Source organism: Streptomyces sp. NPDC054757, from assembly GCF_053612185.1.
Genome location: NZ_JBSHBW010000019.1, coordinates 105685 through 118599, shown reverse-complemented (window position 1 = coordinate 118599; position 12915 = coordinate 105685). Strand labels below are relative to the sequence as shown.

Annotated in this window: 14 protein-coding genes; 11 read left to right on the top strand and 3 right to left on the bottom strand. The window is 71.6% G+C overall.

Annotated features, from left to right (window positions below):
* Nucleotides 1–10 precede the first annotated feature (10 nt).
* The gene (locus ACWGKJ_RS22360; protein WP_453315800.1) at nt 11–2473 is read left to right on the top strand and encodes a [protein-PII] uridylyltransferase; all 2463 of its coding nucleotides are present in this window, start codon (nt 11–13) and stop codon (nt 2471–2473) included.
* Between the two features lie 180 nt (nt 2474–2653).
* Nucleotides 2654–4198, top strand: a complete 1545-nt coding sequence (ffh, locus tag ACWGKJ_RS22355) for a signal recognition particle protein (protein ID WP_385021710.1) — start codon at nt 2654–2656, stop codon at nt 4196–4198.
* A gap of 115 nt (nt 4199–4313) precedes the next feature.
* Here ffh and ACWGKJ_RS22350 read toward each other — a convergent pair whose 3' ends face one another.
* The 3 genes from ACWGKJ_RS22350 to ACWGKJ_RS22340 all read right to left on the bottom strand — a co-directional run bounded on the left by ACWGKJ_RS22350 (nt 4314) and on the right by ACWGKJ_RS22340 (nt 6158).
* Complete coding sequence (locus tag ACWGKJ_RS22350) at nt 4314–5174, bottom strand: methyltransferase domain-containing protein (RefSeq protein ID WP_385021713.1); 861 nt, start codon at nt 5172–5174, stop codon at nt 4314–4316.
* A gap of 398 nt (nt 5175–5572) precedes the next feature.
* Complete coding sequence (locus ACWGKJ_RS22345) at nt 5573–5977, bottom strand: hypothetical protein (RefSeq protein ID WP_385021716.1); 405 nt, start codon at nt 5975–5977, stop codon at nt 5573–5575.
* Nucleotides 5964–6158, bottom strand: coding sequence for a helix-turn-helix transcriptional regulator (locus tag ACWGKJ_RS22340; protein ID WP_385021719.1), 195 nt, complete (start codon nt 6156–6158; stop codon nt 5964–5966). The genes ACWGKJ_RS22345 and ACWGKJ_RS22340 overlap by 14 nt, the downstream gene beginning before the upstream one ends.
* A 511-nt stretch (nt 6159–6669) precedes the next feature.
* Between ACWGKJ_RS22340 and ACWGKJ_RS22335 the strand changes: the two genes are divergently transcribed.
* The 9 genes from ACWGKJ_RS22335 to lepB (ACWGKJ_RS22295) all read left to right on the top strand — a co-directional run bounded on the left by ACWGKJ_RS22335 (nt 6670) and on the right by lepB (ACWGKJ_RS22295) (nt 12888).
* A complete protein-coding gene (locus ACWGKJ_RS22335) occupies nt 6670–7263 on the top strand; it encodes a hypothetical protein (RefSeq protein ID WP_164265902.1) in 594 nt (197 codons plus the stop codon).
* 163 nt (nt 7264–7426) lie between these two features.
* Entirely contained in the window at nt 7427–7873 is a 447-nt protein-coding gene (rpsP, locus tag ACWGKJ_RS22330) for a 30S ribosomal protein S16 (RefSeq protein WP_385021722.1), read from the top strand.
* 2 nt (nt 7874–7875) lie between these two features.
* Nucleotides 7876–8115 carry an RNA-binding protein gene (locus ACWGKJ_RS22325; RefSeq protein ID WP_164265900.1) on the top strand — a complete coding sequence of 80 codons (240 nt, stop codon included), beginning with the start codon at nt 7876–7878 and terminating at the stop codon, nt 8113–8115.
* A gap of 138 nt (nt 8116–8253) precedes the next feature.
* Entirely contained in the window at nt 8254–8799 is a 546-nt protein-coding gene (gene rimM / locus ACWGKJ_RS22320; protein WP_385021725.1) for a ribosome maturation factor RimM, read from the top strand.
* Nucleotides 8799–9620, top strand: coding sequence for a tRNA (guanosine(37)-N1)-methyltransferase TrmD (gene trmD / locus ACWGKJ_RS22315; RefSeq protein ID WP_385021728.1), 822 nt, complete (start codon nt 8799–8801; stop codon nt 9618–9620). The genes rimM and trmD overlap by 1 nt, the downstream gene beginning before the upstream one ends.
* Before the next feature lie 131 nt (nt 9621–9751).
* Nucleotides 9752–10102 carry a 50S ribosomal protein L19 gene (rplS, locus tag ACWGKJ_RS22310; RefSeq protein WP_385021731.1) on the top strand — a complete coding sequence of 117 codons (351 nt, stop codon included), beginning with the start codon at nt 9752–9754 and terminating at the stop codon, nt 10100–10102.
* A 33-nt stretch (nt 10103–10135) separates the two neighbouring features.
* On the top strand, nt 10136–10903 hold the full coding sequence (gene lepB, locus ACWGKJ_RS22305) for a signal peptidase I (RefSeq protein ID WP_385021734.1): 768 nt from the start codon (nt 10136–10138) through the stop codon (nt 10901–10903).
* A complete protein-coding gene (gene lepB / locus ACWGKJ_RS22300; RefSeq protein ID WP_385021737.1) occupies nt 10896–11963 on the top strand; it encodes a signal peptidase I in 1068 nt (355 codons plus the stop codon). Before lepB (ACWGKJ_RS22305) ends, lepB (ACWGKJ_RS22300) begins: the two co-directional genes overlap by 8 nt.
* Nucleotides 11878–12888, top strand: coding sequence for a signal peptidase I (gene lepB, locus ACWGKJ_RS22295; RefSeq protein WP_385021766.1), 1011 nt, complete (start codon nt 11878–11880; stop codon nt 12886–12888). Before lepB (ACWGKJ_RS22300) ends, lepB (ACWGKJ_RS22295) begins: the two co-directional genes overlap by 86 nt.
* The last annotated feature ends 27 nt before the right edge of the window (nt 12889–12915 follow it).

The following is a 12915-nucleotide window of genomic DNA, read 5'->3' as shown; positions in this document are numbered from 1 at the left end:
TGCCGACGACATGACCGACACGACCGGTCAGCAGGACGACGACCGGGAATCCGGCGGTTACGCGGCGGCCCGGCTCCGCCTCCTCCAGGAGAAGACGGACCCGGGGCCGCCCCGCCGCGCGGCCCTCGCCCGGCTCACCGACGCGTGGACGGCCGCGCTCTTCACCCCGGCCGCAGAGGCCGCCGGGGTGCGCGGCGCCGCCCTGGTGGCCGTCGGCGGGTACGGACGCGGTGAGCTCTCCCCGCGCAGCGACCTGGACCTGCTCCTGCTGCACGACGGGAAGGCCGAGCCGGGCGCCATCGCCTCGCTCGCCGACCGGATCTGGTACCCGGTGTGGGATCTGGGGCTGGACCTCGACCACTCCGTACGGACCCCCGCCGAGGCGCGCAGGACGGCGGGCGATGACCTCAGGGTTCAGCTCGGTCTCCTCGACGCCCGGCATGTCGCGGGCGACCCGGGGCTCACCGCCGGGCTGCGCACCGCCGTACGCGCCGACTGGCGCAACCAGGCCCCGAAGCGGCTGCCCGAGCTCTACGAGCTGTGCCAGGAGCGCGCCGGACGCCAGGGCGAGCTGCGGTTCCTCCTGGAACCCGACATCAAGGAGGCCAGAGGCGGACTCCGGGACGCCACGGCGCTGCGGGCCGTCGCCGCGTCCTGGCTGGCCGACGCGCCCCGCGAGGGGCTCGACGGCGCCCGCAGACAGCTCCTCGACGCCCGGGACGCGCTGCATCTGGTGACCGGGCGCGCCACCGAACGCCTCGCCCTCCAGGAACAGGACCAGGTCGCGGCCGAGATCGGCCTGCTGGACGCCGACGCCCTGCTGCGCGAGGTGTACGAAGCCGCGCGGACCATCTCGTACGCCGCCGACGTCACCTGGCGCGAGGTCAACCGGGTGCTGCGCGCCCGCTCCGCACGTCCCCGGCTGCGCGCCCTGCTCGGCGGTGGCGCGGGCAGGACCGCGGCGGCCCCGCGGACCCCGCTCGCCGAAGGCGTGGTGGAGCTGGAGGGCGAGGTGGTGCTGGCCCGCACCGCGCGACCCGAGCGCGACCCCGTACTGCCGCTGCGGGCGGCAGCGGCGGCGGCCCAGGCCGGGCTGCCGGTCTCCCCGCACGCCGTACGCAGGCTGGCGGGCGGCGCACGCCCCCTGCCGGTGCCCTGGCCGGCCGAGGCACGTGAACAGCTGGTGACCCTGCTCGGCGCCGGCCCGTCCACGGTGCAGGTCTGGGAGGCGCTGGAGGCGGAAGGGCTGATCAGCGGGGTGCTGCCGGACTGGGAGCGGGTGCGGTGCAGGCCGCAGCGGAACGCCGTGCACACCTGGACGGTCGACCGGCACCTCGTCGAGACCGCCGTGCGGGCCTCCGCGCTGACCCGCCGGGTGGCCCGGCCCGACCTGCTGCTCGTCGCCGCCCTGCTGCACGACATCGGCAAGGGCTGGCCCGGCGACCACGCGGTGGCGGGCGAGACCATCGCACGCGACATGGCCGCCCGGATCGGCTTCGATGCCGCCGACACCGAGGTGCTCGCCACGCTCGTACGCCACCATCTGCTGCTGGCCGAGACGGCCACCCGGCGCGACCTGGACGACCCGGCGACCGTGCGCGCGGTCGCCGCGGCGGTGAAGTCCGCCGCCACCCTGGAGCTGCTGCACGCGCTGACCGAGGCGGACGCACTGGCGACCGGCCCCGCGGCCTGGTCGTCCTGGCGGGCCTCGCTCGTGGCAGAGCTGGTCGCACGGGCCGCCGCGGTCCTGGCGGGGGAGGAACCCGAGGAACCGGAGACCGGAGCGCCGGGCGCCGAGCACGAACGGCTGGCCGTCGAGGCCCTGCGCACCGGCGGTCCCGCGCTGGCCCTGCACACCAGGGCCGAGGAGCCGCAGGAGGACGGCGCACCGGAGCCGGTGGGCGCGGAGCTGCTCATCGCGCTCCGCGACCGGCCCGGCGTCCTGCCCGCCGTCGCCGGGGTCCTGGCGCTGCACCGGCTGACCGTACGCGCGGCCGATCTGCGCACCGTCGAGCCGCCCGCCGGCCCCGACGACGGCCGGTCGGCGGTGCTGCTGCTGACCTGGCGGGTGGCGGCCGAGTACGGGTCGCTGCCGCAGGCCGCCCGGCTGCGCGCCGATCTCGTACGGGCGCTGGACGGCTCACTCGACGTACGCGCCAGACTGGCCGAACGCGAGGCGGCCCACCCGCGCCGCCGCGGCATCCAGGCCCCGCCGCCCAGCGTGAGGGTGGCCCCGGCGGGGTCCCGGCTGGCCACGGTGATCGAGGTCCGCGCCCAGGATGCCCCGGGCCTGCTGTACCGGATCGGCCGGGTACTGGAGGCGGCCGGGGTGACGGTGCGCAGCGCACATGTCTCCACGCTGGGGGCGAGCGCGGTGGACGCGTTCTATGTGACGGGACCCGACGGGGGCCCGCTCGGGGCGGACGCCGCGGCCGGTCTTGCCCGGGAGGTGGAGGCCGGGCTGCGGAAGTGAGCGGCGGGGCGGCGGCAGCCACGGTGGCCCCGGTCCACCCGCTGGTCACCCTGGTCCCGCCCCGGTTCCGCCCCCTGCTCAGGACCCCGGTCGGGGGCAGGGGCAGACCCGACCCGCCGCGTCCGGATACCCTGGGGTCCAACCGTCCCCCCGCCCCCGACCCGAGGATCCGCGACCGCCGTGTTCGATACCCTCTCCGACCGCCTTGCCGCGACTTTCAAGAACCTCCGGGGCAAAGGGCGCCTCAGCGAGGCGGACATCGATGCCACCGCGCGCGAAATCCGTATCGCCCTGCTTGAGGCCGATGTCGCGCTGCCCGTCGTCCGTGCCTTCATCAAGCAGATCAAGGAGCGCGCGGCCGGCGCCGAGGTCTCCCAGGCGCTGAACCCGGCCCAGCAGGTCATCAAGATCGTCAACGAGGAGCTCATCGGCATCCTCGGTGGCGAGACCCGCCGCCTCCGCTTCGCCAAGCAGCCGCCGACCGTGATCATGCTCGCGGGCCTCCAGGGCGCGGGCAAGACGACCCTCGCCGGGAAGCTCGGCCTCTGGCTCAAGGGCCAGGGCCACACCCCGCTGCTGGTCGCCTGTGACCTCCAGCGTCCCAACGCCGTCAACCAGCTGAGCGTGGTCGCCGAGCGCGCCGGCGTCGCCGTGTACGCCCCCGAGCCGGGCAACGGCGTCGGCGACCCGGTGAAGGTCGCACAGGACTCGATCGAGTTCGCCAAGTCCAAGCAGTACGACGTCGTCGTGGTCGACACCGCGGGCCGTCTGGGCATCGACCAGGAGCTGATGCAGCAGGCCGCGGACATCCGCGACGCCGTCAGCCCCGACGAGGTCCTCTTCGTGGTCGACGCGATGATCGGCCAGGACGCGGTCAACACCGCCGAGGCCTTCCGCGACGGCGTCGGCTTCGACGGTGTGGTGCTCTCCAAGCTCGACGGTGACGCACGCGGTGGTGCGGCGCTCTCCATCGCGCATGTCACCGGCCGGCAGATCATGTTCGCCTCCAACGGCGAGAAGCTGGACGAGTTCGACACGTTCCACCCGGACCGCATGGCGTCCCGGATCCTCGGCATGGGCGACATGCTCAGCCTGATCGAGAAGGCCGAGCAGACCTTCAGCCAGGCCGAGGCCGAGCAGATGGCCTCCAAGCTGGCGAGCAGCAAGGGCGGCAAGGACTTCACGCTCGACGACTTCCTGGCTCAGATGGAGCAGGTCAGGAAGATGGGCAGCATCTCCAAGCTGCTCGGCATGCTGCCCGGCATGGGACAGATGAAGGACCAGATCAACAACATCGACGAGCGGGACGTGGACCGCACCGCCGCGATCATCAAGTCGATGACCCCGGCCGAGCGCCAGGACCCGACGATCATCAACGGCTCGCGCCGGGCCCGGGTGGCCAAGGGCTCGGGTGTCGAGGTCAGCGCCGTGAAGAGCCTGGTCGAGCGGTTCTTCGAGGCACGCAAGATGATGTCGCGGATGGCCCAGGGCGGCGGCATGCCGGGGATGCCGGGGATGCCGGGCATGGGTGGCGGCCCCGGCCGCCAGAAGAAGCAGCAGAAGCAGGCCAAGGGCAAGCGCAAGAGCGGTAACCCGATGAAGCGCAAGGCGGAGGAGCAGGCCGCCGCGGCCCGCCGGGAGCAGGGGAGCGCGCCGGGCCTGCCGTCCGGTGAGGATGCGAAGAACTTCGAACTCCCCGACGAGTTCAAGAAGTTCATGGGCTGACCCGTCCCGGACGCCGAAGCGGCCCGTACTTCCCGGACATCCGGGGGCACGGGCCGCTTCCGCGTGGTGCGACGGTGGTGGGGCGGCTACGGGGAGGTGCCCCGGCGTCCGGTGGTCAGGCGGTCCGGGCGACCACGTAACGGAAGATGTTCGGCAGCCACACCGTGCCGTCGCGCCGCAGATGGGGGTGGAGCGCCTCGGCGACCTCCTTCTTCACCTGGTCCTGGCCGGTCGCCCGTATCGCCGCGTCGAACAGCCCGGTCGACAGCAGCCCGCGTACCGCGCTCCGGATGTCCGCGTAGCCGAACGGGCAGGCCACCCGGCCCGATCCGTCGAGCTTCAGCCCGGCACGCGCCGCCACCTCCTCCAGATCGTCCCTCCGCGGCCTGCGCACGGCATCGGCCAGTCGGGTGGCGACCCGCAGGACGCCCGCCGCCGCGCAGCGCTCGGGCGGCCCCCAGCCGGTCAGCACCACCGCACTGCCGCGCTCCATCAGCGGCACCGCGTCCTCGACGGCCGGCACCGGCCCGTCCGGGTCGTCCGTGACGCCGCCCATCGGCTCGAAGGCGGTCAGCAGGTTGTACGGCGCCGCCATGCCGCCGGAAGCGTCGGCGGGGCTGCCGTGCACCAGCCGGGCCCGCCCGCGCGGGGCGCCCGGCGCGGCATCGGTGCTGTTCGTGCTGTCGGGGCCTTCGGGCAGCAGCCGCTCGCGGGCCAGCGCGATGCGCTCGGCGTGCGTGTCCACACCGGTGACGCTCGCGCCGCGGGCGGCGGCCATGAGCAGGGCGAGCCCCGAGCCGCAGCCGATACCGAGCAGCCGGGTGGCGCTGCCCGCGTCAAGGCGCTTGTAGACCGCTTCGTAGAGCGGCACCAGCATCCGTTCCTGGATCTCGGCCCAGTCGCGGGCGCGTGCGACCGCTTCCTCCGGGGAAGTCGCAGCCACGGACCGGTGGTTCCGGACGAGTGTTGATGACATCGAAGCGCCCCAATTCGCCGAGAGATCAGTTGTGCCCTGTGTGCCAAACCCCCGTGCAGATGTGCGCGCACTGTCCCGTTGCCAGAGAACTCCGCATCCGCGCGCAAGTCCAGGGGTGGCGAGGCAATGCTTGCGTTCCCGGAATATGCGGTCCGGCCGTGCGCCTCCGGGCGAGCGGATGCGGCAGGAGCCGGACGCCCGCATCAAGGCGGCGGGCCCTCGGAACGCCTGCGTCCACGCCCCGCTCCCGGCCCCCAGTCTTACCCGACTCGCGCGCTCGGGCATGTCGGGAGATCCGTGCCACCGGGCGCCCCGTTGAGCCGGACGGGTGATCCCGGCGAGGGGCCGACGGGCACGGCGGGGCAGAGGAACGCGCTCGGCTCCGGGCCGGTCCCGCCTCAGGTCTGCCGGCGGAGGATGGCGACGAACGTGATGTACGAGAGGGCGGCGGTCGCCAGCAGCCAGTAGTACGGATCACCGCTCCGCCCGGAGGCCAGGTCACCGATGAACGCGCAGAGGTTCCCCAGGGTCAGCACCACGCCCGTGCCCGCCCAGGCGCGCCGGCCGATCAGGGCGAAGCGCTCGTCGGGCTCCTCGGTGAGGCCCCGGTAGGTCTCGCTCCGGCGGCGCAGCACGACCAGGACAAGGCTGCACACCGCCATCACCCCGAAGACCGCCAGGCCGACTCCGAGGTGGCCACCGACGGTGGCGGTCACCAGGCAGACCACTCCGATCCCGAGGAAGAAGGCGGGGATCGACCCCTTCGCCGGGGCTCTGTCCATCCGCTGGTCACCTGTCGACATGGAACATCTCCTCAACGCTGACTTCGAAGAACCTGGCCAGGGAGATGGCGAGCGGCAAGGACGGTGTGTACCGCTCGGTCTCGATGGCGTTGACCGTCTGACGCGAGACCCCGAGGGCCGTGCCCAACTGCCCCTGGGAGAGCCCTCGTGACGACCGCAGTGCTCTGACCGTGTTTCTCACCTGTCAAGCTTACTTGTCACCCATCGGCGAATGTCAAGCCTGCTTTACACGCATACCGGGCCGGTCGATCGTGCGAGCCATCCGCGGTTCCGTCCCGCGTGGCCGGGCCGGTGCCGGACCCGTGCGGTGCTCCCGGTACGGTCGCTGTGGCGGGCCGCGTGTACGGGCGGCGGCCCGGATCCGGCCGGACCGCGGTGCTTGTGTACGGCGGCCGGCGTGAACGGCGGCAGGTGGGAACGGTGGCCGCCGATGACCGGCCGATCCGGCCGTCGAATCGGCCGAAACGCCCCTTGCGCGGCGGCCGGTGCGATGCGGCAGGCGCGGTACCCCTGGCTACGCGCCGGGGCGCACGCGACCCTACGTACCACCTTGGTGCGAGCTGTGAGGCTTCTCCGCAGATCAGCGCACCCGCCCTCGTCCGGACGCATCAAGGGCAACTGACGGGTACGTGCAAATTATTTGGGATGCCCCGGAATAGGAACACAGCGGTACCCCGGCTCGTTGTCACGACGTGAGCACGACACCAACTGTCCTCGCCGCAGAGCTGGCGCAGGCGTGGGCCGACATTCAGCGGTACCACCCCGAGCTGCCGGATCTAGCCGCGCCCGAGTCCCTGATCGGTGAGTCCTCGTCCGCCTGCGGCGCTGAACTCTCCTTCGAGCGACTGCTCCATGAGGCAGTCCACGGCATCGCCGCAGCGCGAGGTGTCCGCGACACCTCGCGCGCCGGCCGCTACCACAACCGCAGGTTCCTGGCGATCGCCGAGGAGATGGGCCTCGACCACCCCGAGGAGCCGCACCCCAGCAGCGGCTTCTCGCTGGTCTCGCTCAACCCCGAGGCGAAGCGCCGTTACCGGCAGACGGCCGAACGGCTGCAGCGTGCGCTCAAGGCGCACACCGCGGCGACGGCCGCCGACACCAAACGCTCCTTCCGCGGGCCTGCCGCCCGGCACGGTTCATCCGGTGGCGGGGTGCGGGTGAAGGCGGTCTGCGACTGCGGCCGCAACGTCCGGGTCGTCCCGTCCGTACTGGCCCAGGCGCCCATCGTCTGCGGTGGCTGCGGAAAGGCGTTCCGTATCCCGGAAGTGGTGGCCGCGGCCGGCTGACCCGGGGTCCCGCAACGTATGGCACAATGGCTAGCTGTACTCGACAGCCGCACAGGAACCCTCTCGTCCTCCGGCTGACGCGTCCATCGGGCACCCGAGTACCGCAACCCCACGTGGCATCTCGTTGTGCCCAACCACGTCAAGACCAGGAGACACCACTTCCGTGGCAGTCAAGATCAAGCTGAAGCGTCTGGGCAAGATCCGTTCGCCTCACTACCGCATCGTCGTCGCCGACTCCCGTACCCGCCGTGACGGCCGGGCCATCGAGGAGATCGGCCTGTACCACCCGGTGCAGAACCCCTCGCGCATCGAGGTCAACTCGGAGCGTGCGCAGTACTGGCTGTCCGTCGGCGCCCAGCCGACCGAGCCGGTCATGGCGATCCTGAAGCTCACCGGTGACTGGCAGGCGCACAAGGGCCTCCCGGCCCCCGCGCCGCTCCAGCAGCCGGAGCCGAAGGCCGACAAGCGCGCCGCGTTCGAGGCGTTCGCCAAGTCGATCGAGGGCGACGAGCCGAAGGGTGAGGCCATCACCCCGAAGGCGAAGAAGGCCGACAAGAAGGCGGACGAGGCGGCTCCGGCTGCTGACTCCACCGAGTCGACCGAGGCCTGAGCATGCTCGAGGAGGCTCTCGAGCACCTCGTGAAGGGCATCGTCGACAACCCCGACGACGTACAGGTCGCTTCACGCAACCTCCGTCGCGGGCAGGTGCTGGAGGTCCGGGTGCACCCCGACGACCTCGGTAAGGTGATCGGCCGCAACGGCCGCACCGCGCGCGCCCTGCGCACCATCGTGGGCGCCATCGGCGGCCGTGGCATCCGGGTCGACCTCGTCGACGTGGACCAGGTCCGCTGAGCAGTAGCTGAACACCGGCTCGGGCCGGGGAGGGCTGAGAAGCCGTCCCCGGCCTTTGTCGTCCGCGGTGAGCGCGGCAACACTTGGACCACCCCGGCCGGCAGGACCGGCAGGAACCAGCGGAATGAGGAGCGAAGCGTGCAACTGGTAGTCGCACGGATCGGGCGCGCCCACGGGATCAAGGGCGAAGTCACCGTGGAGGTGCGCACGGACGAGCCCGAGCTGCGGCTCGGACCCGGTGCGGTACTCGCCACCGACCCCGCGGCCACCGGGCCGCTGACCATCGAGACCGGCCGGGTGCACAGCGGCAGGCTGCTGCTGCGCTTCGCGGGGGTCACGGACCGGACGGCCGCCGAGGCGCTCCGCAACACCCTGCTGATCGCAGACGTCGACCCGCGGGAGACCCCCGAGGACCCCGAGGAGTTCTACGACCACCAGCTGATGGACCTCGACGTGGTGCTGGCGGACGGCACCGAGGTCGGCCGGATCACCGAGATCACCCACCTGCCCTCGCAGGACCTCTTCATCGTGGAGCGGCCCGACGGCAGCGAGGTCATGATCCCGTTCGTCGAGGAGATCGTCACCTCGATCGACCTGGATGAGCAGCGGGCCGTCATCGACCCGCCGCCCGGCCTGATCGACGAGAGCCGGGCCGAGATCGCCGGCGCCCGGGACGACGACTGATGCGGCTCGACGTCGTCACGATCTTCCCCGAGTACCTCGAACCGCTGAACGTCTCGCTGGTCGGCAAGGCACGCGCCCGCGGCCGGCTCGGTGTCCACGTACACGACCTGCGCGACTGGACGTACGACCGGCACAACACGGTCGACGACACCCCCTACGGCGGCGGCCCCGGCATGGTCATGAAGACCGAGCCCTGGGGTGAGGCGCTGGACGAGGTCCTGGCCACCGGTTACGAGGCGGGTGCGTCCGGCCCGGTCCTGGTCGTGCCCACCCCGAGCGGCCGCCCCTTCACCCAGCAGGTCGCGGTCGAACTCTCCGAGCGCCCCTGGCTGGTCTTCACACCCGCCAGGTACGAGGGCATCGACCGGCGGGTGGTCGACGAGTACGCGACCCGGATGCCGGTGTACGAGGTCTCCATCGGGGACTACGTCCTGGCGGGCGGGGAGGCCGCCGTCCTGGTGATCACGGAAGCCGTCGCCCGGCTGCTGCCCGGCGTGCTCGGCAACGCCGAGTCGCACCGCGACGACTCCTTCGCCACCGGCGCGATGGCCGACCTCCTGGAGGGGCCGGTCTACACCAAGCCGCCCGAGTGGCGCGGCCGGTCCATCCCGGACGTCCTGCTCAGCGGCCACCACGGCAGGATCGCCCGCTGGCGCCGGGACGAGGCGTTCCGTCGCACGGACCTCAACAGGCCGGATCTGCTGGAGCGCAGCGACCCGGCGTCCTTCGGCAAGAAGGACCGCGAAATGCTCTCGATCCTGGGCTGGAAGCAGGGGCCCGGAGGGCGATTTGGGCGAGAGCACGAGGACGTGGAAGAATAGGCCGCTGCTGTACGTCCGGCGTGCGCCCCTGCCACAGGGGGAACGACGACCGTCCGACGCGATCAGCTCTCGAAACTCATCACGATGATTCCGTCGATGACCTGTGGCATCGGCGAAGAAAGCAGAAGATCATGTCCAGCCTGCTCAACAGCGTCAACACCGCTTCGCTCCGGTCCGACCTGCCGGCCTTCCGCGCCGGTGACACGGTCAACGTCCACGTCCGCGTCATCGAGGGCACCCGCTCGCGTATCCAGCAGTTCAAGGGTGTCGTCATCCGCCGCCAGGGCGCGGGCGTCAGCGAGACCTTCACGGTCCGCAAGGTCTCGTTCTCGGTCGGCGTCGAGCGTACCTTCCCGGTGCACAGCCCGATCTTCGAGAAGATCGAGCTCGTCACCCGCGGTGACGTCCGTCGCGCCAAGCTGTACTACCTCCGTGAGCTGCGCGGCAAGGCCGCGAAGATCAAGGAGAAGCGCGACCACTGAGTCCACAGGGCGGCCGGATAAGCTCTGGCCCCGATGGACACCGAAGCACAGCAGACAGAGCGCGACGGCTCACCCGAACCGGACACGTCCGGCGAGGAGCAGCGGTCGCGCTCTGTGCGTCTCGCCGCGCTGATCGAGGGGCCCTGGCGCAAGGCCGGGCTGCTGGCCCTCGTCTGTGTGGCGTTCCTGCTGCTGCTGAGTACGTATGTGATGCAGCCGTTCCTCATCCCCAGCGGCTCCATGGAGCCCACCCTCCAGGTCGGGGACCGGGTGCTGGTGGACAAGCTGGCGTACCGGTTCGGCGGTGAGCCCCGGCGCGGGGACGTCGTGGTCTTCGACGGCACCGGCTCCTTCGTACGGGAGGCACCCGCGCAGAACCCCGTGACCCGGGTGGCGCGCGGCGCGGCCTCCGCGCTGGGGTTCGCGGCGCCCGCCGGTACCGACTACGTCAAGCGTGTGGTGGGGGTGGGCGGCGACCATGTGGTCTGCTGCGACAAGCGGGGGCGTATCGAGGTGAACGGGCGGCCGGTGGACGAGACGTATGTGTATCCCGGCAACCCTCCGTCCCAGGTGCCCTTCGACATCGTGGTGCCCGCCGGAACCCTCTGGGTGATGGGCGACCACCGCTCACGCTCCAGCGACTCCCGCGACCACCTCGGGGATCCCGGGGGAGGGATGGTACCGGTGGAGCAGGTGATCGGCCGGGCCCGCTGGATCGGCTGGCCGTTCAGCCGCTGGACCGCGCTGGAGAGGTCCGGGGCCTTCGCCCGGGTACCGGCGTCCGGCGGCGGCCATGGGTAACCGGGGAAGGGCACGAGGCGGCGGGCCGACGGGCGAACGGCCGGCGTCGGCCGGCGGCCCCACCGGTGCACGGTCCCTGCCCACCAGGGCCGAGCGGCGCAGACTCGCGCGCAAGGTCCAGCGGCGGCGGCGCAGATCCACAGCGCGTGAGATACCCGTTCTGATCATCGTGGCGATCGTGATCGCGCTGGTGCTCAAGACGTTCCTGGTGCAGGCGTTCGTCATCCCGTCGGGTTCGATGGAGGAGACGATCCGGATCGGTGACCGGGTACTGGTGGACAAGCTGACGCCGTGGTTCGGCTCGAAACCGCAGCGCGGCGACGTCGTGGTCTTCAAGGACCCCGGCCACTGGCTGCCGCCCGAGGAGACCAGGACGGAGAGCTCGCCGTTTCTCGTCAGACAGCTCAAGACCGGCCTGACCTTCATCGGACTGCTCCCTTCGGACAATGAACAGGACCTGATCAAGCGGGTCATCGGGGTGGGCGGGGACACCGTCAAGTGCTGCGACAAGGACGGCAGGGTCACCGTCAACGGCACCCCGCTGAACGAGCCGTATCTCCATCCGGGGAATCCGCCGTCCCAGCTGAAGTTCGATGTGAAGGTCCCGCCCGGGCGGCTCTTCGTGATGGGGGACCACCGGTCCAACTCGGCGGATTCGCGGTACCACATGGACGGTCCCTACCAGGGGACTGTGCCGGTGAGCGGGGTGGTGGGACGGGCGGTCGTCATCGCCTGGCCGCTGGGGCACTGGAGCCGGCTCAAGGAGCCCGCGGCCTTCGGGTCGGTGGCGTCCGCTCCGGACCAGGGCGGTCCGGACCGGGCCGGTTCCGGTCGGCGGAGTCTCGCCGCTCAGGATCGGCACGTAAACTTCCCGCTCCCGACTCCTGCGGAACTTCCGCTCGTTATGGGAGTGGTGGGCCTGCGTCTCCCCGGAGGCAGGCGACGGCACGGAGTGAGGAGTGGATGTGGGGGACGTGGCGGTCGGCGCGCGATCCGGACACGAAGAGCCAGAGGACCGGCCAGGGCCGCCCGTTGGTGGCGAGGGAACCGAAACCTCTGACAGCGGGTGGCCGGACGGGTCCGACAGGGCCGGTGGCCAGTACAGGGCACCGGGCCCGCAGAACGGTCCGGGTGGACCGGGCGGCCCCGGCGGCCCGGACGGCCTCGACGGGGAAGGCGAGGACGGCGGGAGCACCCGGGACAAGGCGCCCAAGAAGCAGCGCTCCTTCTGGAAGGAGCTGCCGCTCCTCATCGGAATCGCGCTGGTCCTGGCCCTGTTGATCAAGACATTCCTGGTCCAGGCGTTCTCGATCCCCTCGGACTCGATGCAGGACACGCTGCAGCGCGGGGACCGGGTGCTGGTGGACAAGCTGACACCGTGGTTCGGCTCGGAGCCGGAGCGGGGTGACGTCGTGGTGTTCCACGATCCGGGCGGCTGGCTCGAAGGCGAACCGACGCCCACCCCGAACGTGGCGCAGAAGTTCCTGAGCTTCATCGGCCTGATGCCGTCGGCGGAGGAGAAGGACCTGATCAAGCGGGTCATCGCGGTCGGCGGGGACACGGTCTCCTGCAAGAAGGGCGGCCCGGTCGTCGTCAACGGCAAGGCGCTGTCCGAGAAGTCGTACATCTACCCCGGCAACACCCCGTGCGACGACCAGCCGTTCGGGCCGATCCATGTGCCCAAGGGCCGGATCTGGGTGATGGGCGACCACCGGCAGGACTCGCTCGACTCCCGCTACCACCAGCAGCTGCCCGGTGGGGGCACGGTCTCCGACAAGGAGGTCGTCGGACGGGCCTTCGTCGTGGCCTGGCCGGTCAACCGGTGGGCGTGGCTGGGTGTTCCGAGCACCTTCGACCAGAAGGGCATCAACGCCGCCGGCTCACTCGCTCCCGGCGCGCTCGGGCTCGCGGGAGCGCTGCCGCTGGTGATCAGGCGCAGGCGCAGGCTGACCCGTGACGGTACCGCTGACGGTACTGCCGGGTAAGGTGCCCTCCCAGATCGTCGATCTCCG

Bases quoted from the DNA above. Each gene is read 5' to 3' on its own strand.
- ACWGKJ_RS22360 (WP_453315800.1), top strand. From the start codon at position 11: ATGACCGACACGACCGGTCAGCAGGACGACGACCGGGAATCCGGCGGT.
- ACWGKJ_RS22350 (WP_385021713.1), bottom strand. From the start codon at position 5,174: ATGTCATCAACACTCGTCCGGAACCACCGGTCCGTGGCTGCGACTTCC.
- ACWGKJ_RS22345 (WP_385021716.1), bottom strand. From the start codon at position 5,977: ATGTCGACAGGTGACCAGCGGATGGACAGAGCCCCGGCGAAGGGGTCG.
- ACWGKJ_RS22325 (WP_164265900.1), top strand. From the start codon at position 7,876: ATGCTCGAGGAGGCTCTCGAGCACCTCGTGAAGGGCATCGTCGACAAC.
- trmD (WP_385021728.1), top strand. From the start codon at position 8,799: ATGCGGCTCGACGTCGTCACGATCTTCCCCGAGTACCTCGAACCGCTG.
- rplS (WP_385021731.1), top strand. From the start codon at position 9,752: ATGTCCAGCCTGCTCAACAGCGTCAACACCGCTTCGCTCCGGTCCGAC.
- lepB (WP_385021734.1), top strand. From the start codon at position 10,136: ATGGACACCGAAGCACAGCAGACAGAGCGCGACGGCTCACCCGAACCG.
- lepB (WP_385021737.1), top strand. From the start codon at position 10,896: ATGGGTAACCGGGGAAGGGCACGAGGCGGCGGGCCGACGGGCGAACGG.